This window comes from Cytobacillus sp. FSL K6-0129, from assembly GCF_038007625.1.
Lineage (GTDB): Bacteria > Bacillota > Bacilli > Bacillales > Cytobacillaceae > Cytobacillus > Cytobacillus kochii.
Genome location: NZ_JBBOXM010000001.1, coordinates 1,262,845 through 1,284,563, shown reverse-complemented (window position 1 = coordinate 1,284,563; position 21,719 = coordinate 1,262,845). Strand labels below are relative to the sequence as shown.

23 protein-coding genes and 1 pseudogene are annotated in these 21,719 nt (G+C 36.3%); 23 read left to right on the top strand and 1 reads right to left on the bottom strand.

The window, feature by feature from the left end; genetic code table 11:
• Positions 1 to 43: 43 nt before the first annotated feature.
• The 22 genes from hbs to MHI57_RS06070 all read left to right on the top strand — a co-directional run bounded on the left by hbs (position 44) and on the right by MHI57_RS06070 (position 19,441).
• The gene (hbs, locus tag MHI57_RS06175; protein WP_066200607.1) at positions 44 to 316 is read left to right on the top strand and encodes a non-specific DNA-binding protein Hbs; all 273 of its coding nucleotides are present in this window, start codon (positions 44 to 46) and stop codon (positions 314 to 316) included.
• Between the two features lie 503 nt (positions 317 to 819).
• Entirely contained in the window at positions 820 to 1,386 is a 567-nt protein-coding gene (folE, locus tag MHI57_RS06170; RefSeq protein ID WP_095372753.1) for a GTP cyclohydrolase I FolE, read from the top strand.
• A 19-nt stretch (positions 1,387 to 1,405) separates the two neighbouring features.
• Positions 1,406 to 1,639: a trp RNA-binding attenuation protein MtrB gene (gene mtrB / locus MHI57_RS06165; protein ID WP_095372754.1), complete on the top strand. Its 234-nt coding sequence runs from the start codon at positions 1,406 to 1,408 to the stop codon at positions 1,637 to 1,639.
• A gap of 311 nt (positions 1,640 to 1,950) precedes the next feature.
• Positions 1,951 to 2,787, top strand: a complete 837-nt coding sequence (locus tag MHI57_RS06160) for a heptaprenyl diphosphate synthase component 1 (protein WP_095372755.1) — start codon at positions 1,951 to 1,953, stop codon at positions 2,785 to 2,787.
• A 4-nt stretch (positions 2,788 to 2,791) separates the two neighbouring features.
• Positions 2,792 to 3,493, top strand: coding sequence for a demethylmenaquinone methyltransferase (locus MHI57_RS06155; RefSeq protein WP_095372756.1), 702 nt, complete (start codon positions 2,792 to 2,794; stop codon positions 3,491 to 3,493).
• A gap of 77 nt (positions 3,494 to 3,570) precedes the next feature.
• Positions 3,571 to 4,533, top strand: coding sequence for a heptaprenyl diphosphate synthase component II (gene hepT / locus MHI57_RS06150; protein WP_095372757.1), 963 nt, complete (start codon positions 3,571 to 3,573; stop codon positions 4,531 to 4,533).
• Positions 4,534 to 4,644: 111 nt separating this feature from the next.
• On the top strand, positions 4,645 to 5,091 hold the full coding sequence (gene ndk, locus MHI57_RS06145; RefSeq protein WP_095372758.1) for a nucleoside-diphosphate kinase: 447 nt from the start codon (positions 4,645 to 4,647) through the stop codon (positions 5,089 to 5,091).
• A 433-nt stretch (positions 5,092 to 5,524) separates the two neighbouring features.
• Complete coding sequence (locus MHI57_RS06140; RefSeq protein ID WP_095372759.1) at positions 5,525 to 6,322, top strand: CheR family methyltransferase; 798 nt, start codon at positions 5,525 to 5,527, stop codon at positions 6,320 to 6,322.
• Positions 6,323 to 6,457: 135 nt separating this feature from the next.
• Positions 6,458 to 7,630 (top strand): chorismate synthase, encoded by a 1,173-nt coding sequence (gene aroC, locus MHI57_RS06135; protein ID WP_095372760.1) that lies wholly within the window; start codon positions 6,458 to 6,460, stop codon positions 7,628 to 7,630.
• Positions 7,631 to 7,632: 2 nt separating this feature from the next.
• Positions 7,633 to 8,715: a 3-dehydroquinate synthase gene (aroB, locus tag MHI57_RS06130; protein WP_095372761.1), complete on the top strand. Its 1,083-nt coding sequence runs from the start codon at positions 7,633 to 7,635 to the stop codon at positions 8,713 to 8,715.
• A 2-nt stretch (positions 8,716 to 8,717) separates the two neighbouring features.
• Positions 8,718 to 9,092, top strand: coding sequence for a chorismate mutase (aroH, locus tag MHI57_RS06125; protein WP_095372762.1), 375 nt, complete (start codon positions 8,718 to 8,720; stop codon positions 9,090 to 9,092).
• Between the two features lie 20 nt (positions 9,093 to 9,112).
• Positions 9,113 to 10,213: a histidinol-phosphate transaminase gene (hisC, locus tag MHI57_RS06120; protein WP_322909557.1), complete on the top strand. Its 1,101-nt coding sequence runs from the start codon at positions 9,113 to 9,115 to the stop codon at positions 10,211 to 10,213.
• Positions 10,214 to 10,363: 150 nt separating this feature from the next.
• Positions 10,364 to 11,470 (top strand): prephenate dehydrogenase, encoded by a 1,107-nt coding sequence (locus MHI57_RS06115; protein ID WP_340975399.1) that lies wholly within the window; start codon positions 10,364 to 10,366, stop codon positions 11,468 to 11,470.
• 27 nt (positions 11,471 to 11,497) lie between these two features.
• A complete protein-coding gene (gene aroA / locus MHI57_RS06110) occupies positions 11,498 to 12,793 on the top strand; it encodes a 3-phosphoshikimate 1-carboxyvinyltransferase (RefSeq protein WP_340975397.1) in 1,296 nt (431 codons plus the stop codon).
• Between the two features lie 149 nt (positions 12,794 to 12,942).
• Positions 12,943 to 13,842 carry a hypothetical protein gene (locus MHI57_RS06105; RefSeq protein ID WP_340975395.1) on the top strand — a complete coding sequence of 300 codons (900 nt, stop codon included), beginning with the start codon at positions 12,943 to 12,945 and terminating at the stop codon, positions 13,840 to 13,842.
• A gap of 21 nt (positions 13,843 to 13,863) precedes the next feature.
• The gene (locus MHI57_RS06100) at positions 13,864 to 15,126 is read left to right on the top strand and encodes a tetratricopeptide repeat protein (RefSeq protein ID WP_340975394.1); all 1,263 of its coding nucleotides are present in this window, start codon (positions 13,864 to 13,866) and stop codon (positions 15,124 to 15,126) included.
• A 75-nt stretch (positions 15,127 to 15,201) separates the two neighbouring features.
• On the top strand, positions 15,202 to 15,744 hold the full coding sequence (locus MHI57_RS06095; protein WP_095372767.1) for a ReoY family proteolytic degradation factor: 543 nt from the start codon (positions 15,202 to 15,204) through the stop codon (positions 15,742 to 15,744).
• A 412-nt stretch (positions 15,745 to 16,156) separates the two neighbouring features.
• Positions 16,157 to 16,621, top strand: coding sequence for a YpiF family protein (locus MHI57_RS06090; protein ID WP_095372768.1), 465 nt, complete (start codon positions 16,157 to 16,159; stop codon positions 16,619 to 16,621).
• A gap of 149 nt (positions 16,622 to 16,770) precedes the next feature.
• Positions 16,771 to 17,268: a ubiquinol-cytochrome c reductase iron-sulfur subunit gene (locus tag MHI57_RS06085; protein WP_095372769.1), complete on the top strand. Its 498-nt coding sequence runs from the start codon at positions 16,771 to 16,773 to the stop codon at positions 17,266 to 17,268.
• 13 nt (positions 17,269 to 17,281) lie between these two features.
• Positions 17,282 to 17,956 (top strand): menaquinol-cytochrome c reductase cytochrome b subunit, encoded by a 675-nt coding sequence (qcrB, locus tag MHI57_RS06080; RefSeq protein WP_095372770.1) that lies wholly within the window; start codon positions 17,282 to 17,284, stop codon positions 17,954 to 17,956.
• A 36-nt stretch (positions 17,957 to 17,992) separates the two neighbouring features.
• Entirely contained in the window at positions 17,993 to 18,760 is a 768-nt protein-coding gene (locus MHI57_RS06075) for a menaquinol-cytochrome c reductase cytochrome b/c subunit (protein WP_095372771.1), read from the top strand.
• 75 nt (positions 18,761 to 18,835) lie between these two features.
• Positions 18,836 to 19,441: a DUF1405 domain-containing protein gene (locus MHI57_RS06070; RefSeq protein ID WP_340975391.1), complete on the top strand. Its 606-nt coding sequence runs from the start codon at positions 18,836 to 18,838 to the stop codon at positions 19,439 to 19,441.
• 519 nt (positions 19,442 to 19,960) lie between these two features.
• Here the strand turns inward: MHI57_RS06070 and MHI57_RS06065 are convergent.
• Positions 19,961 to 20,483: pseudogene (locus MHI57_RS06065) on the bottom strand (IS1595 family transposase); the annotation flags it as partial.
• A 327-nt stretch (positions 20,484 to 20,810) separates the two neighbouring features.
• Between MHI57_RS06065 and MHI57_RS06060 the strand changes: the two are divergent.
• On the top strand, positions 20,811 to 21,602 hold the full coding sequence (locus tag MHI57_RS06060) for a sporulation protein YpjB (RefSeq protein ID WP_095372774.1): 792 nt from the start codon (positions 20,811 to 20,813) through the stop codon (positions 21,600 to 21,602).
• Positions 21,603 to 21,719: the final 117 nt, after the last annotated feature.

Below are 21,719 nucleotides of genomic sequence, written 5' to 3'. Positions count from 1 at the left end.
ATTTTACTGGGTTTACGATATTTTTTGGGAGGAGGTGAAAGTAATGAACAAAACTGAACTAATTAATGCAGTTGCAGAAGCTAGCGAGCTTTCTAAGAAAGATGCTACTAAAGCAGTTGATGCTGTTTTCGATACAGTGCTTGATGCACTTAAAAATGGTGATAAAGTACAACTAATTGGTTTTGGTAACTTTGAAGTTCGTGAACGTGCAGCACGTAAAGGCCGCAACCCACAAACTGGCGAAGAAATCGAAATCGCTGCAAGCAAAGTTCCTGCTTTCAAACCAGGAAAAGCGCTTAAAGATGCAGTAAAGTAATTAATTACATAATTAATTGCTTAAGGAAAAACCGCGAATTTTTTTCGCGGTTTTTCTTATAAATTTACGATTAATTTCAAACATTGCCTAGTCCCATACAACAGTAGTGCAATCCACAAAGGTAAAGGGGCTAAAGACTACGGATTTTTTTCTCTTCGTTAAATGATTAAGAAGACCCCAATAACTGACTTACAACAAAATGAATGATTCTTGATCTTCATTCTCTTTACAAAATCAATGCACTTTCCACCATATCAAGTGAATGACCATTTTATGAATGAGTTATAAAAAACTATGTTTTTTACTACTATTTGTACTTAACATATAGATTTCTTTCTCAAAACCATCATAGGAGTTTGACGGTACTTGTGTTCATTTATATAATAGTATCCTAAAAGGAAGAAAGTTTATCCTTTATTTTTCTATAACTTTTTGTCTGTTAGGAAATAATTATGCTAGCATGTAAGATAATAGTTTATAGTTCCGTAATAGGAGGTAGCTGAATGTCAGAAGTAAATCGCGCTCAAATTGAAGAAGCTGTAAGGCTTATATTAGACGCTATTGGAGAAGATCCGAACCGAGAGGGGTTATTAGATACACCAAAAAGAGTAGCAAAAATGTATGAAGAGGTGTTTTCGGGCATACACCAGGACCCTGAAGAATATTTTGAAACCGTTTTTGGTGAAGACCATGAAGAACTTGTCCTTGTAAAAGATATTCCATTCTTTTCAATGTGTGAACATCATCTTGTCCCATTCTTTGGGAAGGCGCATGTTGCTTATATTCCTAGAAATGGTAAGGTGACGGGATTAAGCAAGTTAGCAAGGGCTGTAGAAACTGTTGCAAGAAGACCGCAACTTCAAGAGCGCATTACAGCTACAGTAGCAGATGCAATATTACATAAATTAGATCCTCATGGTGTGATGGTAGTCGTAGAGGCAGAACATATGTGTATGACCATGCGTGGTGTGAAAAAACCTGGTAGTAAAACAGTCACCTCTGCGGTTAGAGGTGTTTTTGCGGAAGATGGAAATACAAGAGCAGAAGTGTTGTCATTTATAAAAGGGTAATAGGATAGAGGTGACTCAAATGGAGAGAACAAATCCTGGCAATGAATATGTCGTCATTAAAGCAAAAGAAGATGGCGTAAATGTGATTGGTTTAACAAGAGGCTCAGACACGAGGTTTCATCATTCGGAGAAATTAGATGAGGGAGAAGTCATGATTGCTCAATTTACAGAGCATACTTCTGCTATTAAAATACGGGGGCATGCGTCCATCGTAACAGCATATGGAGAAGTAGAAAGTGAAAAGAAAGCTTAAAGGTATGATCGATTGACATGAATTTATATGCCTTTCCTTTATATTCCCCTAACAAGTCACTTTGTTTTATGATATAATTGTCACTGGCTTATCATTGAAGTCAAGCGCTCTACCATTCAAGTTAAATAAGCTTTAAAAAAGGAATGGACGCAATGATTTTATAAAAGTGAGAGGCTTTTTTTATGTCTAAGGGAGAACAATTAAGTCACTTTTTGGGCAATGTAAAAGGGAAGTGCTACTATAAATAATCTTTAGTAAATGATTGGTTCATATGTCGATCATAAGGATTGCCCGTATCGGGGGAATATATAATGAATGCAAACAAGAACGCCAAACTACAAGATATGAATACACGATTAATGAACTTAAAGGAAGTTCTTCAGAAAAAAACGCGTCAACCTTATATGTCAAAGATCATTCAACAACCATATATTGACGAAGACAAGCTTCTTTTAATCATGTTTATTGTCGATAACCTGCAAATACCGAAATCTAAAGCAGATAAATATATCATAACGACCATGCTTGTGCAAATCGCCCTTGATACACACGAAAGCGTTCAAAATGAACCTCTTCCATTAGAGCGTCTAAAGGGAAGGCAGCTCACCATTTTAGCAGGAACTTATTATAGTGGATTATACTACCAAATTTTAGCTGAAATAGATGATATTTTTATGATACGTACTTTAGCTGAAGGAATTATGGAAGTAAATGAACATAAAGTTTCTGTTTATAGCCATGCCAGAGTTACTGTAGAATCGTTAATGGAGTCTTTAAAAAAGACGGAGTCCTCTTTATTTGATCGTATTACTCACTTTTACAATAGAGGTGAGCTTGGTGAATTAGCAGCAAATCTTGTTTTTATTAATAGAGTGTTACTCGAGAAAAAGCAATTTTTAGCTGGTAAACCGTCCATTTTATTTGACGCTTTATCTAAATTATTTGAGACAGAGCAAAGTGTACCATTTACTTTGCATAATAATAAACAAAGTCTTATTCATATTTGTGATAAATACGTCTCCTTATCCTTTAAAGAAATTGAGCAATCCATTGATAAATGCGAACATACAGAGCTATTTAGAGAAAAACTAAAATGGATGAAAAGCCAGCAACAAGAAGCTGTTCAATCATTTGTAGAGGAAGGTTAAATACATGGTACAATCGAAAGAAGAACGTGTGCATAAAGTATTTGAAAAAATATATGGTAATTACGATAAGATGAACTCAGTCATTAGTTTTCAACAGCACCTGCGCTGGCGGAAAGATACGATGAAACGAATGGATGTAAAGCCTGGGGCAAAAGCGCTCGATATTTGTTGTGGAACGGGCGATTGGACGATAGCATTATCAGAAGCTGTAGGTGAAAATGGGGAAGTCATTGGTTTAGATTTTAGCAAAAATATGCTTAAGATTGGTGAAGAGAAGGTGAGCAACCACCCAATCAAGAACATAGAATTAGTCCATGGAAACGCGATGGAATTACCATACCCTGATAATAGCTTTGACTATGTAACAATCGGATTCGGCTTACGGAATGTTCCTGATTATATGCAAGTCTTAAAGGAAATGTATCGTGTAGTGAAGCCTGGTGGGATAGCTGTTTGCTTAGAAACTTCTCAACCAACAATGATTGGCTTTAAACAAGGCTACCGTTTTTATTTCCGTTTTATTATGCCGGCATTTGGTAAAATCTTTGCAAAAAGCTATGAGGAATATTCATGGTTACAAGAGTCTGCTAAAGATTTTCCTGGTATAAAAGAATTAGCGGGAATGTTTAAAAAAGCAGGTTTTCGTGATGTTGAGTATAAGCCATATACTGGTGGCGTCGCGGCGGTCCATATTGGACATAAATAATAATTTGTTCTGAAATGTAATTCATCATTGACAAGTATGAATGTGCATGAAGGATTTAAAGCTGGGTGAGTATCGATATGAAATTAAAGATGATCTATTCTTTTTTGAATGCTGACATCAATATTATTGAAAAAGAATTAGAGGACACTATACAGGCTGAATCGCCTTTGCTTCATGAGGCATCCCTTTCATTATTACAGGCTGGTGGAAAAAGATTACGACCAGTATTTGTTTTACTTGGTGGTAAATTTGGCAACTATGATATTAATAACATAAAAAATGTAGCAGTTTCATTAGAACTCATCCATATGGCGTCACTTGTTCATGATGATGTAATTGATGATGCAGATTTGCGTCGCGGACAGCCGACAATTAAATCTAGGTGGGATAACCGGATTGCTATGTATACCGGTGATTATATTTTTGCGAGAGCCCTGGATGTTCTCTCTAACATTAATAAGCCGATTGCGCACCAAATTTTAGCTCATACGCTTGTGGAATTATGTTTAGGTGAAATTGAACAGATTGAGGATAAATTTCAATTTAATCAAAATTTGCGAAAATACTTACGTCGAATTAGAAGAAAAACCGCTATCCTCATTGCAGCGAGCTGTCAATTAGGAGCGATCGCAGCTGATGTAGAGGATGAGTTACATAAAAAGTTATATTTTATAGGTTATTATATTGGAATGAGTTATCAAATTATTGATGATGTGCTTGATTTTGTGGGGACAGAAAAAGAGCTAGGGAAACCTGCTGGTGGTGATTTGAAGCAAGGGAATATTACTTTACCTGTATTACTTGCTATGGAAACACCTGCTATTAAAGACAATTTAGTAAAAATAACTGACCATTCAACAGAAGCAGAAATTGAGCGAGCATTAGAATTGATAAAAAATTCCGATGCGATTGATCGTAGCCTAACATTAAGTGAATTATACCTTGAAAAAGCGCTAAAATTGATTGCTGAGCTTCCACAAAACCGCGCAAAAAATTTACTGCGAGATATTGCGAAAACAATTGGTAAAAGAAAGTTTTAATCGAAACTGTCATTTTATCAATTGGAAGTTGCTAAATTGTCAAAACAATGATAATATTTTTGATGGATTATGGATGATAAATAATACATAGAGCAAGAGGAGTGTTTGAAAATGGAACAAACTTTTTTAATGGTTAAACCAGATGGTGTACAACGTAATTTAATTGGAGAAATCGTTTCTCGTTTTGAAAAGAAAGGCTTCCAACTAAAAGGCGCAAAGTTAATGAGTATTCCTACTGAGCTTGCAGAAGAGCATTATGGAGAGCATAAAGAGCGTCCTTTCTTTGGTGAATTAGTAGACTTCATTACTTCTGGACCCGTTTTTGCAATGGTTTGGGAAGGTGAAAATGTGATTGCCACAGCTCGTCAAATGATGGGTGCAACTAACCCTAAAGATGCTGTACCAGGCTCTATCCGTGGCGATTTCGCAGTAACTGTTGGTAAGAATGTTATTCATGGTTCAGACTCAAAAGAAAGTGCAGAACGTGAAATCGGTCTGTTCTTTAAAGAAGAGCAGATTGTCGAATACAAAAAGTTAATTAACGATTGGTCTAACTAATCTATTCACTCTAAAAACGTCTGGCAATTGCCAGGCGTTTTTTTTGCTTAAATAATGGCTCTAATAATTTTGGTGTTTATATACAGTTGAGGAGAAGGGATTAGCGCGTCCATCTGGAGTGAAAAAGAGAAAGATGGCGTAGCAAAATGGTATTACGCATCCGTCTGGATTAAAAAACGAAAAGATAGCGTGCCAAAGGGAATAACGCATCCATGAAGAGAAAAAAGAAAGCTGAGCAAAGTCGTTAAGGACAATTCATTAAGCTGCTTTATCAAGAGTAGAGAGAAAACGATAAACTCTCCGTTGATCTTTTGTATACTTTTTATAAAGCAGATCGAATTATTTACGGCAATTCAAAAAAATTTCAACATTATTTGCACTTTTGTTTTATACTAGATAGAAAATGTAGCTTTATAAGGGAGGTGTACACCTCATGTACGAACATGAATATGAGCAATTTATTGAAAAGGTTAAACAATATACGGGTATTGATTTGGCTCAATATAAAGAAACACAAATGAAAAGGCGACTCCAAGCTTTCTATGATAAAAAGGGGTATACATCTTTTAACCAGTTATATCTTGCGATGGTTAAAGACAAAAAGCTGTTGGCTGAGTTTTTAGATCGTATGACGATTAATGTCTCTGAGTTTTACCGAAATCGAAAGAGGTGGGAAGTGTTAGAAAAAGAAATACTACCTCCATTGTTACAGAAGAAAGAGCCATTGAAGCTATGGAGTGCTGCCTGTTCAACAGGAGAGGAGCCATACACACTAGCGATGATCTTATCTAAATATTTACCTCTTTCAAAAATCCGAATTTTTGCTACTGATATTGATGAATCTGCACTACTGAGAGCGAAAACAGGCATTTACCATGAACGTTCTCTTCAGGAGATACCTGATGAAATGAAAAAGAAGTATTTTTTTCAAGAAGGAAAACAATATATTCTATCAGATGAGATTAAACAAACAGTAGTCTTCCAAAAGCAAAATTTACTTGCCGATTCTTTTTTAAAAGACTATGACTTAATTATTTGTCGAAATGTCCTTATTTATTTTACCGAAGAAGCAAAAGCAATGATTTATAGCAAATTTAGTAAAGCACTTAAAAATGGTGGTTACTTATTTGTCGGAAGTACGGAACAAATATTTAATCCCTCTCTATATGACTTGAAAAATCAGCAATCTTTTTTTTATAAAAAGACAAGCGGACTGCCGTTAATAAAATAAATAGGCTTTTCAACCTAACTAGTTACATAATTTTTATAGAAATAAAAGATTATTTTTAAATTTATACTATGTTTATAGATGTTCATATGTTATATTGATACATAATCCTTTAAAGCGTTGAAGGGAGAAAGAGTAATGAGATATTTAACTTCTGGGGAATCACATGGACCCCAATTAACAACAATTATTGAAGGCTTGCCTGCAGGGTTGCCATTACTAGAAACAGATATTAATGAGTCACTTGCAAGAAGGCAAAAAGGATATGGTCGTGGCCGTAGAATGCAAATTGAAAAAGATACTGTTCAGATTACATCCGGCGTTAGACATGGATATACATTAGGATCACCGGTTGGCCTTGTCGTTGAGAACGATGATTGGAAGCATTGGACTAAGATTATGGGGCAAGCACCAATTGAACCGGAGGAATTAGAAGAAGTAAAAAGAAAAATAACAAGACCGAGACCTGGTCATGCGGACTTAAATGGTGCTGTAAAATACGGTCATAGAGATATGAGAAATGTATTAGAGCGCTCATCAGCTCGAGAAACAACAGTGAGAGTTGCAGCGGGTGCTGTAGCGAAAAAGTTATTATCATCTTTAGGCATTGAAGTTGTGGGGCATGTTGTGGAGATCGGTGGAATCGTCTCAAATGTGAAAAGTTATTCTTCAATGGAAGAATTAAAAACAATAACTGAAGAGTCTCCAGTTCGTTGTTTAGACAGTGTAGCAGCAGAAGAGATGATGGTAGCGATTGACAATGCCAAGAAGAATGGTGATTCTATTGGTGGTGTCGTTGAAGTAGTTGTAGAAGGTATGCCTTCGGGAGTTGGTAGTTATGTTCATTATGATCGTAAACTAGATGCAAAACTTGCTTATGCGATGTTGAGTATAAATGCCTTTAAAGGTGTTGAATTTGGTATTGGCTTTGAAGCCGCTAGAAAGCCAGGTAGTCAAGTACATGATGAGATTGCTTGGAGTGAGGAGAAAGGTTATTATCGTAAAACGAATAATCTTGGTGGTTTTGAAGGAGGTATGACAACTGGTATGCCGATTGTTGTTAAAGGTGTAATGAAACCTATACCAACACTATATAAACCATTAGAAAGTGTAGATATTGATACGAAAGAGCCTTTTAATGCTAGTATTGAACGTTCAGATAGTTGTGCAGTACCAGCGGCGGCAGTAGTGGCAGAGCATGTAATTGCTTGGGAGTTAGCAAGCGCGATTGTTGAACAATTCTATGCAGATCGCTTTGAGACGTTAAAGGATATAATTGCCGATCAAAAACGGTATGCAAAGGAGTTTTAAAGATGGTGCAGCTGCAAATTTCAACTCAACATCACTCTTATCCAGTCGTTATTGGTAGCGGTGCTATTCATGGTGTACAAGCATTCATTCAAGAAAATATGAAGGAAGTCACCAATATTGGCATCATTATTGATGAAAAGGTAGCGGATATTTATTGGAACGACTTAAAGGCAGCTTTTAGTGAGCTGCCCTTCTCCGTTTACATTGCACCTAGCGGAGAAAATGCCAAGACTTTTGATGTCTATTATGACATTACCGGCTTTTTACTTGAGAAAAAGCTCGATAGAAAATCGCTTATTATTGCAATAGGTGGAGGGGCAATTGGTGACTTGGCAGGGTTTGTTGCTTCTACATTCATGAGAGGTATCCCTTTTATACAGATACCAACTACCATTCTTGCTCACGATAGTGCAGTAGGTGGTAAAGTAGCCATCAATCATCCTTTAGGAAAGAATATGATTGGTTCTTTTCATCAGCCGGAAGCAGTTTTTTATGATTTAGAATTTTTGCAATCACTATCCTTGCAAGAAAAACGCTCAGGGTTCGCTGAAGTAATTAAGCATGGACTCATTCATGATGAAGTGTTTTATGCACAGATGCGTAGTGAACTCCATACGCTAGAAGAACTTTCTCCTACGTTACTTTCATCCTTTTTAACAAGAGGCATAGAAATAAAAGGAGAGTTTGTCGCAGCGGATGAAAAAGAAAAAGGTGTGCGAGCATATTTAAACTTTGGTCATACATTAGGTCATGCGATTGAGGCTGAAATGGGCTACGGCGGTTGGACGCATGGTGAATCGGTCGCAGTTGGAATGATTTTTGCTCTTAAATTAAGTCAGAAAAAATTAAATCTTTCATTTAATGTAGAAGATTTCACACAATGGTTACAGATTTTAGGATATACAACCACGATTCCCGATCATATAAGTCATGAAAAACTATTAAAAAGAATGAAACAAGATAAAAAGAGTGTGGCAGGCCAAGTAAAGTTTGTGTTGTTAACCAGAATCGGGAAACCAGTTTTAGAGGATATTTCCGATGAAATCATACTAGAAGAATTGGCAAGCTTTCATAAGGGGGGATAAAGGTGATACGTGGGGTGAGAGGTGCGGTTACTGTTGAAAAGAATGAAGAAAAAGAAATAGTGGCAGCTACCGAGCAGTTGCTACGGGAAATGATTAAGGAGAATCATATAGACGCACATTCTGTCGTAAGTGTATTTATTTCTGTAACAGATGACATCACAGAAGCCTTTCCAGCAAAGGCGCTCCGGGCAATTGAGGGATGGACATATGTGCCAGTCATGTGTATGAGAGAAATTCCTGTTCCAAAAGGTTTAACAAAATGTATTCGGGTAATGATGCATGTGAACACGGAGATTGCTCAAGAAAAAATTTCTCATATTTATTTAGGAAATGCAGTATCATTACGACCGGATTTACAACAAGAATTAAATAGATAAAGAAGAGGAGTATGAGGAAAATGAAGTGGAAGCAGCAAATATTAAATTTGACCCCTTACCAACCTGGAAAATCTATAGATGAAGTAAAAAAACAATATGGCCTAAGTGAAATAACAAAACTTGCTTCTAATGAAAATCCCTTCGGTTGTTCACCAAAAGCGTCAGAGGCAATTCAGCAACCTTCTGCATTTTTTGCTTTATATCCGGACGGCTATGCTACAAATTTGCGTGAAGCCCTAGCTAGTCATCTTGGTGTGAGTCAGGATCAATTAATCTTTGGAAATGGCTCGGATGAGACAATTATGATGCTTTCTCGTGCATTATTAAGTCCTGAAACAAATACTGTTATGGCTACACCAACCTTTCCTCAATATAAACATAATGCAATCATTGAAGGAGCGGAGGTACGTGAGGTACCGCTTAAAGAAGGGCAACATGATCTAGAGAATATGTTAGCGCAAATTGATGAGCAAACAGCAATCGTTTGGGTTTGTAGTCCGAACAACCCAACTGGCACCTATATTCCCAACGATGAACTAGTGGCGTTTATAAGTAAAGTTCCTGAAGATGTATTAGTTGTACTAGATGAAGCGTATTGTGAATATACGACAGCAGAAGATTATCATGATTCCATTAAAATTGTTGAGGCTTTTCCACATGTCATCGCTCTTCGTACTTTCTCTAAGATTTATGGACTTGCTAGCCTACGTATTGGTTACGGGATTGCTCAAGCACCACTCATTCGCGCGTTAGAGCCAGTCAGGGAACCATTCAATGCCAACCGCTTCGGTCAAGAGGTAGCTATACAAGCATTATCTGACGATGTGTTCATTGAAAAATGTAGACAAGAAAATCGAAGTGGATTAGCGCAATTTTATCAATTTTGTGAGGAAAACGGATTAGATTACTACCCATCCCAAGGAAATTTTATTTTGATCGACTTTGCTGTGGAGGGAAATCGCGTGTTTCAATCACTATTAGAAAAGGGCTATATTGTTAGATCGGGTCAAGCCTTAGGGTTTCCTACAGCTGTTCGTGTAACAGTTGGATCAAAGGAACAAAATGACGGTGTTATACAAGCGATGTCTCAATTTCTATCTGAAATCAAGACAGTATCTTAATTAGGAATTTTTTATTTCAGAGGCGAAATTCGTCTCTGAAATTGTTTTACACGAAAAAGTATTTGTAGGGTAGTGGTGTTTTTCTATTTAATAGTTTACCCTCATACCTTCGTCAATCAATGAGTTTTCTAACAAGAGGTGTGTTAAAACATGAATGGACAAGTATTTGTTATTGGTCTAGGATTAATCGGTGGTTCTATTGCACTTTCAATTAAGCATACTCATCTTGAAGCCAAATGTAGCGGTTATGATGTAAATAAAGAACAGTTAAAACTCGGTAAGATGTTGGGTGTAATTGATGAGTCAGTTTCAACTATTCGTGAAGGTGCTGAGAAGGCTGACCTGATTATTATTGCTACACCAGTAAATGAGACAAAAAGAATAGTAGAAGAACTCGCACACATGAATCTTAAAAGAGATGTAATTATAACCGATGCGGGAAGTACGAAGAAAGAAATTATATCATCTGCCAATTATTTAAAACAAAAAGGTTTTACATTCATTGGCGGTCATCCGATGGCCGGTTCACATAAGAGTGGTGTATCTGCAGCCAGACGACTTTTATTTGAGAATGCCTTCTATCTTTTAACACCTGAACCACATATTACGGAAGAGAAAATCAATCGTTTAAAAGAGTGGCTGACAAGTACAAAGGCTAAGTTTATTACAGTGACACCACATGAGCACGATTACTTAACAGGTGTGATTAGTCATTTCCCGCATATTATTGCTGCTTCTCTCGTTCGTCGAGCAGAAGAGAGTAGTCAAACACAAAAGCTCATTCCTCGTCTTGCTGCAGGTGGTTTTAGGGATATCACAAGAATTGCTTCTAGTAGCCCAGCGATGTGGCGTGATATACTCTTGCAAAATAATGAGGTGTTATTAGGTTTATTAGAAGACTGGAAAAAAGAAATGAACTATGTCTATGATATGCTTACTACTGCGGATAATGAAGAGATCTTTCAATATTTTCAATCTGCCAAAACCTTTCGTGATGAAATGCCACAAAAACAAAAAGGAGCCATTCCGGCCTTTTATGACCTATTTGTCGATGTCCCTGATTATCCAGGGGTCATTTCGGAAATTACTGGCTATTTAGCAAAAGAAGAGATTAGTATCACAAATATTAGTATTAGAGAAACGAGAGAAGAAATAACTGGCGTGCTTGTGATTAGCTTTCAAACAGAAGAGGATCGTGATCGTGCAATAGATTGCATAAATAGACAAACATCTTTTGAACATACAATTGGCATGTAACTATGTTAAAAAAAAGGGTGATTAAGTGTGAGTGTAAAGAATTTGAATTTTACACATAATGGATTATCTGGTGAGATTCATATCCCTGGTGATAAATCGATTTCTCATCGGTCGATTATGTTCGGTTCAATTGCAAAAGGTAAAACAGTCGTTAAGAATTTTTTAGCTGGTGAAGATTGCCTTAGTACAATTGCTTGTTTTAGAAAACTTGGTGTTAAAATAGAGCATGAAGATCAAACAGTTATTATTCATGGTGAAGGTATTGACGCCCTAAAAGAACCAGAAGAAGTGCTTGATGTCGGTAATTCAGGAACAACCATTCGTCTCATTATGGGTATCCTTTCTGGGCGCCCTTTTCATAGTGTTTTAATCGGTGATTCGTCCATTGGTAAACGTCCTATGACAAGAGTGGTTGGACCCTTAAAGGAGATGGGTGCTAAAATAGAGGGACGTCAATCAGGTGAGTTCACTCCCTTATCTGTTACTGGTGGTGAGCTTGAATCAATCACCTACACTTTACCAGTAGCTAGTGCTCAAGTGAAATCTGCCATCATCCTTGCTGGATTACAAGCAAAAGGGACAACAAAGATTATTGAACCTGAAAAAACGAGAGATCATACAGAAAGAATGATTCATGCCTTCAGTGGAAATGTTTCAAATGATAATGGAACGATTTCAGTTGAAGGTGGTCAGTCATTTACAGCAACGAATCTTATTGTACCAGGAGATATTTCCTCAGCTGCCTTTTTCCTAGCAGCAGGAGCTATCGTACCTAATAGTAAAATCATCCTTAAAAATGTGGGTTTAAATCCAACAAGAACAGGTATCATTGATGTACTAAAAGAAATGGGTGCAAAAATGACGATTGAGCCTTATGAGAGTAACGGTCACGAGGAGCCTGCGGGTGATATCTTTATTGAAACATCTGAACTTAAAGGTGTGACAATTGACGGAGATAAGATTCCGAGATTAATTGATGAAATACCAATTATTGCCCTACTTTCGACACAAGCTACCGGGAAAACGATTATTAAAGATGCGCAAGAATTAAAAGTAAAAGAAACGAATCGTATTGATACAGTTGTGAATGAGTTGAAAAAACTAGGAGCAAATATTGAAGCAACTGATGATGGGATGATTATTGAAGGTCAAACTTCTCTATCGGGAGGAACTGTCGAGAGCTATGGTGATCATCGTATTGGTATGATGCTGTCCATTGCTTCATTAATTTCAGACGGGGATATAGAACTCTATCAGCCAGATGCTATCGCTGTTTCATATCCAAGCTTCTTTGATCATATTGATCATTTATTAGTAAAATAAATCATATCTATTCGCTTGTGGTACATGCCAATGATGACATACGGTATGCACCACAAGTTTTTCTTTTTGTGAGCGAAATGTAAAAACTAATCATATATTCTTGTTTTCATCATAGCTTGTCTAAAAAGATGAGATAAGGATGATGATAAATGGTATATATGATTGAGAACGTTTATCGGCAGAATAAAAGCAAGGGCGCCTATGTTCCTACCTCTTACGTTATCGGTAATGAGAAAATCCTTGCCGTTAGAGAAGCACCCTTTAGGCAATATACGTATATGAAAATAGACGGAGACCCGTACGTGATTTCTCCTACCCTTGTTAAGTATGTTGAGAAAATACCTGACGATATGCCTAACTTCTTTCTTTCTGAGCTGATTTTAAAGGGATGTCTAGTGTTTATGACGAAGGTGGAAATAAGCTATAAACATCAATTAAAGTCAGCTATCCAACTGTTGGATGATAAGCTGAAAATTTCTCCAATTGATTATTTGTTAGGGGTGCAATTGCCATTGGCTTCACTGCAACCAGACATGATAAGATTATTAAGAAAAGAAAAAATTCCTGCTGTTTTTGTGGAAATAACGGGAATCAATGATTTAGACGATATGCCATGGGGATGGGTGAAAGAAGCGTTCTTTCCTTACTTTAGTACCTTAATCCCTATTTTTAAGCATGTTGATAATGAAAAAGACTACCGTTTACTGCAACAAAAGTGGGTGTATTATATGAAAAAGCATCGCCTGCCATATGTGGCTCATCCATTGAGAAATGGTGAATTAATCAATGAGCAAACGCAAGCAACAATCGGTATATACCCTTTTAAAACACAATTACAACCTGGATTAGAAGCGAATTATAATTTTTACAAACGAGGCAGGGAAATCACAAATATTGAAGAATTAGATGTATATCATTATCATAGAGAGAGGCTGGTCATCTCATGTTTACGTGGGAGAGTCTTACGGGCAGGTGATTGGCATCATCCGCTTGAAGGATTTGGTAAGAGAGTCATGATTAAGACACCATCATACTACCAGCTATCATAATAGTATTGAAAGGATATAGATATGGATAAAGTAAAAAAGATTATTGCCTTGTTAGAAAATGGGTTACATGATGAGGCATTAGAAAAATATAAAGAAATACTTTCTCACGGTACACATGAAGAAAGGTTTGTTTTAGCGGAAGAACTGATGCAATATGGGTTTCTAAAGGAGGCACACCAACTAATAGAGAGGCTGTTAGATGCCTACCCTGAGGAAGGCGAACTGCTTGTAATGAAAGCAGAAATCTTCATTGATCTAGGAAATGAAGAAGAAGCAGTGCTCGTATTAGAGCAAGTAAATCAACAAGATGCTAGTTATCCCCAAGCCTTATTATTGTTGGCAGACTTATATCAGATGGAAGGTTTATATGAGGTCAGTGAAAGGAAGTTATTAGATGCGAAAGCGATACTTCCCGATGAGCCAATTATCGATTTTGCCTTAGGTGAGTTGAGTGCAGAGCAAGGAAAATTTTTAGAAGCAATTAAATTATATGAAAAAGTACTGACAAAAAAGGAGCTTATTGGCGGTGTAAACGTTAACCAAAGAATGGCTGAAAGTTTAAGTGCAGGTGGAGCTTTTGAGGAAGCATTGCCTTATTATGAAAAAGCGCTTGAAGAAAAGTTGGAAATACATACGCTATTTAGCTATGCATTCACAGCTTTACAAGCTGGTTATAATCAAGTAGCCATTGAGAAATTTAATGAACTCAAAGAAATAGATCCAGAATTTCACTCGCTGTATTTGCATCTGGCAAAGGCATATGAACGTGAAGAACAAGTTCAAGAAGCTTTAGCAACAGTAAAACTGGGAATTAAACAAGATGAATATAATAAAGAACTTTATTTTTATGGTGGTAAGCTAGCCTTGAAAATTCCAGATGAACAACTAGCAGTTGACCTCCTAAGAGAAGCGTTAGCGATTGATCCAGAATATATTGATGCTGCTATTGTGATTAATAAAGTTTTTATGAATAACGAGCGTTTCAATGATGTAATTGAAATTGCAGAATTAATGCAAAGCGCAGAAGTGATTGATCCACAACTATTATGGGATGCAGCAAAAAGTTATCAAGAAATAGAAGAATATTCACAGGCATTAAACAAATACAATGAAGCATATACTTATTTTAAACAGCAGCCGGATTTCTTGGCAGACTATGGATATTTTCTAATTGAAGAAGGAAAACGAAAGGAGGCTGCCGAACTTTTTAGTAAGCTTACTCGTTTGGAACCTCACAACGAAGAATATCAGGATATCCTGCAGCGGCTTTCAGATGAGTCGTAGAGGTTTGCATCATCAGAAAGTCTACCTGAAGCTTAAGTAAAAAAAATTAAAGCTGCAGCAGAGGAGGGAATCAAAATGACGGCCCCTGTATCTGTCAATGAAAAGAAAGACTTTATTCGTTGGTTTCTTAATCATTATCAGTTAAAAAGAAGAGAGTGTGTTTGGATTCTTAACTACTTAATGAGTCATGATCAATTAATGGAGAAGGTTCATTTTGTGGAACAGGCTCAGTATTGTCCGAGAGGATTAATTATGTCTACACATTGTGTCGATGAAGCGCCTTTTCGTTTTTACAAAGAGAATGTAATGACAACTGACGCAGAAAAGTCATTTCATGATATCCGCTTAAATAGAGAAGAAGATATATTTATTCAGTTGAACTTCCATGCTGCCAATAAAGCTCATCAATATGCAGCGGTGTTAGAAGAAAATCCTTTTATGCCAAAGACATTAAGAATAAGTGAAAAAGACCGTATGATAGCTGAAAGATTCTTAACAGAGAGCTTAGCGCGTTTTCAAAAGGAAAAATTACTCAAAGAAATTGATGAGGCATTAGATAAACAAGATAAAGAAAGATTTATTCAATTAACAACAAAATTGAATAAACTTCAAACATAGGTTTTTTCTTTATATTTATAGAAAAGTACAGATAAAAAAGATATGCTTCCTGTTTTTCAAGGGAGTCATATCTTTTTTTTGATTTCATTATATGTTAAGACGAATAGATGATGAAATGAAAACAGGGGGCATATTATTCTTGTGAAAAGCGAATGCGGAAAGTCCTAATAAAGCACCAAGCTTTTTGAGTTTAATTCTAGAGTTTTAAGGTTTTAATTAAAACAATGGGCATGTAAGAGGCTAATGAATCTTAGGAATATTTATAATCCCTTTACCATCGTCGTCTAAGTATAAAAAGTATATTTAATTAATTCTGAAATGTTCAAAAAATAGACACTGTTGCCTTTTGATAGAAGGTCATTTCCGTGGTATGATAAATAAGGAATATTAAGGCGTAATTGGAGTGATTAGGATGAAGTGGCATACACAGGATATACAATTGTTTTTGAAAGAAAGAGATTATATTGATACAGTCATACTTCCTCTTTATCCGGTATCTTTTGCAGATGATATAAAGCAAACAGTAGCAATGACCGAATTTATTAACCTCTTATCTGGGCAACTTGAAAAGCAATTTAAAGGCAGAATTCTTATGTTACCAGGAATGAGCTATCTAAAGACAATTTCTGAGGAAAAACGGCTTGCGGATTTAATAGAATGGGAAAAAGAATTAATTTCTCAAGATTTTAAACATATTTTTTACATAACTTCTGATAGTGATTGGAAAACTGTAGAAGAACAGTTAGATGGAGGGTTAATTTGGATGCCTTCAATTCCGCTTGATAACATGGATGATCAGTACAAGCTTTCAATTTTGGAAGATCAGGTAAAACAATTACTGAATGTATTTGTGAAAAAATGGCAGAATAATGATTGAAGAGTCACATAAATCTCATAGTTGTGATGATTCAGTGAAGGATTATATTGACCTTCCATAAAGATTGATATATCATTGGTATGTCCTAGTTTTATATTGTGTTGAACTTTGTCCGTTGGACTTAACTTCATAATAGAGGGGGGAAAAGTATGAGCAAAAATCGTGTGACAAGACGTCAATTCCTTAATTACACACTCACAGGTGTAGGCGGATTCATGGCAGCAGGAATGTTGTTACCTATGGTGCGGTTTGCAGTAGATCCGGTCCTACAAAAGAAAGGTGAAAGCGATTTTATTGCAACAAATCAGAAGGTAGCTGACCTAACAACTGAGCCTACTAGGGTTGACTATTCGTTTGAACAACAAGATGGCTGGTATTCTTCGGAAGAAACTGGAACTGCATGGGTTTACAAAGATGAGAATGATAAAGTTGTCGCATTATCACCTGTATGTAAACATTTAGGTTGTACAGTTAACTGGAATGGAGATAAGGCAAATGAAAATCATTTCTATTGTCCTTGTCACGGAGGTCTTTATACAAAAGATGGTACAAATGTTCCAGGTACACCACCAATTGCAGCACTTGATGTTTTTCCAACAAAAGAAGTAGATGGGTTCTTACACTTAGGTAAGGCAGAACCGCGATAAGGAGGCGTAATCATTGTTCAATAAAATTTATGATTGGATTGATGAACGTTTGGATATTACGCCAATTTGGCGAGATATTGCTGACCACGAAGTACCTGAGCATGTAAACCCAGCGCATCACTTTTCGGCGTTTGTTTACTGCTTCGGAGGTCTAACGTTCTTTGTAACTGTCATTCAAATCTTATCTGGAATGTTCTTAACGATGTACTATGTTCCAGATATCAAAAATGCTTGGGAGTCTGTGTATTATTTACAAAACCATGTAGCATTCGGACAAATTGTTCGTGGCATGCATCACTGGGGAGCTAGCTTAGTTATTGTTATGATGTTTTTACATACTTTACGCGTATTCTTCCAAGGTGCTTACAAAAAACCACGTGAATTAAACTGGCTCGTTGGAGTAGGAATATTCTTTGTAATGTTAGCACTTGGATTAACAGGCTATCTATTACCATGGGATATGAAAGCTTTATTTGCAACAAAAGTTACCATTCAAATTGTCGAATCAACTCCATTTATTGGTGAAATGTTAAAAACACTTATTGCTGGGGATGCATCTATTGTCGGAGCTCAAACGATAACACGATTCTTCGCCATTCACGTTTTCTTCCTACCAGCAGTATTATTTGGCTTAATGGCTGCTCACTTTATTATGATTCGTAAACAAGGTATTTCTGGTCCATTGTAAAATGAAATCTTCTATTAAAAGGAGGGGAATTATTACATGCATCGCGGAAAAGGAATGAAATTCGTAGGTGATTCCCGTATATCTGCTGAACGTAAGACTTTCATTCCGAAAGATTATTCGGAATATCCAGGCAAAACAGAAGCTTTCTGGCCAAACTTCTTACTGAAAGAATGGATGGTAGGAGCCGTTTTCCTAGTAGGTTTCTTATGTTTAACAATTGCGCACGAACCACCGCTTGAAAAAATCGCGGATCCGAGTGATACAGCTTATATTCCGCTACCAGACTGGTATTTCTTATTCTTATATCAATTGCTAAAATACACATATGCATCAGGACCATATAATGTTATTGGTGCATTTATTATTCCAGGATTAGTATTTGGTGCACTTGCATTGGCGCCATTTATCGATCGCGGTCCTGAACGTAGACCTTCAAAACGTCCTTTTGCCACAGGTTTTATGTTACTTGCATTGGCGGGGGTTACCTTCCTTACATGGGAATCAGTTGCTCACCATGACTGGGAGGCTGCAGCAGAACAAGGGAAAATCGTTGCTGATGCTGAAGTCGATACCGAGGCAGAGGGGTATAAGCTCATGGAAGCGAATACTTGTTTAACTTGCCACGGTAATGAATTGCAAGGTGGTGCAGGTGCACCTGCTTTAATCGATGTTGAATTATCACCTGAAGAAATTAAAGATGTGATTCAAAACGGCCGTGGAGCTATGCCAGCAGGTATATTCACAGGTAGTGATGAAGAACTTGATAAAGTGGTCGAATTTATCGACAGTATAGAATCTGAATAAAGTGAAAAAGAAGCTGACCAGCAGTTGTCAGCTTCTTTTCGTATCGTACATAAAAAGTAGTAAGTGAGGTAGTCTATGAAACAAATATATACGATATTGGGTAATCGAAGCTTTTTAATTCTTCTATTAATCATCAATATTGCCGGGACTGTATATGGTTACGATTGGTATATGTGGCAATTAGTTGATACACCAGCAATATTCCTTCCATTTGTTCCTGATAGTCCAACTGCTAGTTTGTTTTTTGTTATTGTTCTTATTGCCTTTTTATTAGGTAGAAATTGGCCTATTTTTGAAGCACTCGCAATTGTTACACTCGTGAAATACGGTATCTGGGCAGTTGTGATGAATTTACTTGTGTTTCAAGTGACTGGTGAAGTGGAGATAACGGCGCTCATGCTTATTATTTCCCATGGTGCTATGGCTGTACAAGGTGTGCTCTATGCCCCTTTTTATCGCATAAAGGCTTGGCATCTTATAATTGCTGCTATCTGGACTTTGCATAATGATGTGATTGACTACGTTTTCTTTATGTTACCGAGATATTCTGTACTTAATGAATATATTCCTCAAATCGGTTATTTTACTTTCTGGCTTAGCATATTTTCTTTAGGCTTGACCTATCTATTATGTATTCGAAAAGGGCGATATCAGCTGAAAATGCCTTCGATTCATCAATAACCTTTTATCAATAAGCTATGTTAAAAATTAATGTTTATATTTATAGAAAAAAGGAACTTCCGATTTATGGAAGTTCTTTTGCTTAATATTTGCTTCTTCTATTATCGCAATCTTTAATCAAACACTTGTTACCTTGTTAATTCTAAAAAAAATTCATAACGAAAGGGTATAAGTATAGTAAAGTGAGAATAAAAAAAGCAATCAAGCCTATTACGGATATTAAAAACACCCAAACTTTTTTTATCCTTAACTGTACATAAGCAGATACCAACACAAGAAAAATAAAAATACCAATCAATGAACCCCAACCCCAATTATAAATTGGGGCTCGGTGTGGGTCTGGTGCAGCAATGCTAAACATTGGACCTATACCAATAAGAGCTACTAATATGAATATTAATACGTGTACCAAATATACTGCTGACCTAAACAATTAAACCACCTTCACTCTCCAGTCTCGATTATTAGTACAAACAATCCTTTCTCCCTTAAAGGCCGTTTGCCGTATGAAAATAATTTCTATATCGTGAATTTTCTTAACTTTAATGTATCATATATATGCTTCTGTATTTTGTGTAAGGTTCCCTTGGATAATCAAGTCTTTTATAGTAACTACATTGTTCTGATACTGTATGCTTTCTAAGACTTGAAACCAAGAGGTAATTGTCTATCGTGATATCGTTGTATCCAACCTTTTTGCATTCCTTGATAATTGTTTACGTTCTGAATATGATAAAGACCTTTTGTGCGTACTTTTCCATCTGATTTGAGTTGATATATTTCCATTCCCTTTTCATTCGCGTAAACTTTAAAAGCTCTTCAGGCATCAGTACATTATATATTACCTTTTGAAAGCTTATGTCCAATTGCTTTATCTAATTTCCCTTTGGTTATTCTACCCATACCCAATGTACGTGAAATTTATTAATTTATCACGGCCTCTTGCGACTAGAACACATACTTGTTCTTTGCTTATGCCACGTTTCCTTGCAGCATCACACTTACGAGGCTTTATCTCCTTAGATGATGCAGTTGGTTTTTCAATTAGATATTTTCTTTATCGGTGTTTCTCAGCTGGATTTAGTTTATGGATTGCTTTTAAAATATCAGTTACCTTCACATTCATCACCAACCTCGCTATTCATAGCTCGTTTGTTCGATAAAAACAAATATCAACAACAAAGATTAACATAGCCTATCAATAAAAAAATAAAGTTAGAACTTCCTTATAGAAGCCTTCTAGCTTTATTTCCTCATTATTGCCATATTGCTTCTAGTGTTTCGTAGATAAATCTATTGATTAATGGTCTAACCTTGTCCACATTGTCATACAATGCTATTAGCAATCCGATAAGGAGGACAGGTACGTATGAAATGGAGAGTTGTGGCTATTATTTTAGTTATTGCACTCATTTTCCCTTACATGATAGTAGCAGAGACAGAAAATGACGATGGTATGATGAATCAATTGGATCTATTATCAGATGAAGTTCTACACTTGGTTAAAGCGCAAAAATATGAAGATGCTAGTAGAATGTTGAATTATTTCACAGACCAATTTGTATTGGCTACAAGCACATCAACTGCGATGACGAGGGAAAGTTTGAGAACTGTCACATCTGTTCACCAAGAAGTAGTTGAAGAAATAAATAAAGAACAAAGCTCTTATGAGACGAAAGTACAAAAAGCAACAAAACTTCGGATATTAATGGACGCCCTATCTCCTGCGAAAGAACCGATGTGGCATGAAATGAAAGGTCCGATGTTAAGTACACTTGGGGAAGTAAGGGAGTCAATAGAAGCGGGTGATAGCGAGAGCTTTCATACACAGTATAATACCTTTCTCTCTCTTTATGATACGATTTATCCTTCATTAAAATTAGAAGTAGAGCCAGCAACTATTCAACAATTGCATACACGCATTCAATATATTGATCAATATCGTCGAGATGTAATGGTGAAAGAAGAAGGTAAAAGGGAACTAGAATTATTGAATAGTGAGCTAGAAGACATTTTTGATACAATTACGGATGATGAAGCTGATCCATCACTATGGTGGGTAATTATTTCAACTGGAAGTATAATTATCTTAACGCTTTCGTATGTCGGTTTTAAAAAATATAAGGGCGGAAAGAAAAAAGAAAAAAATCCAGAGAGCTAAGGCTAAACGCTTGAATTGTCTTATAAGAAAAAGGTAAAATAAAATCAAAGCATAAACATGATAAGCTTTTCCTTTAGATAAATTAAAGAAGGAAAAGGTAATGGGAGAATGAGATGG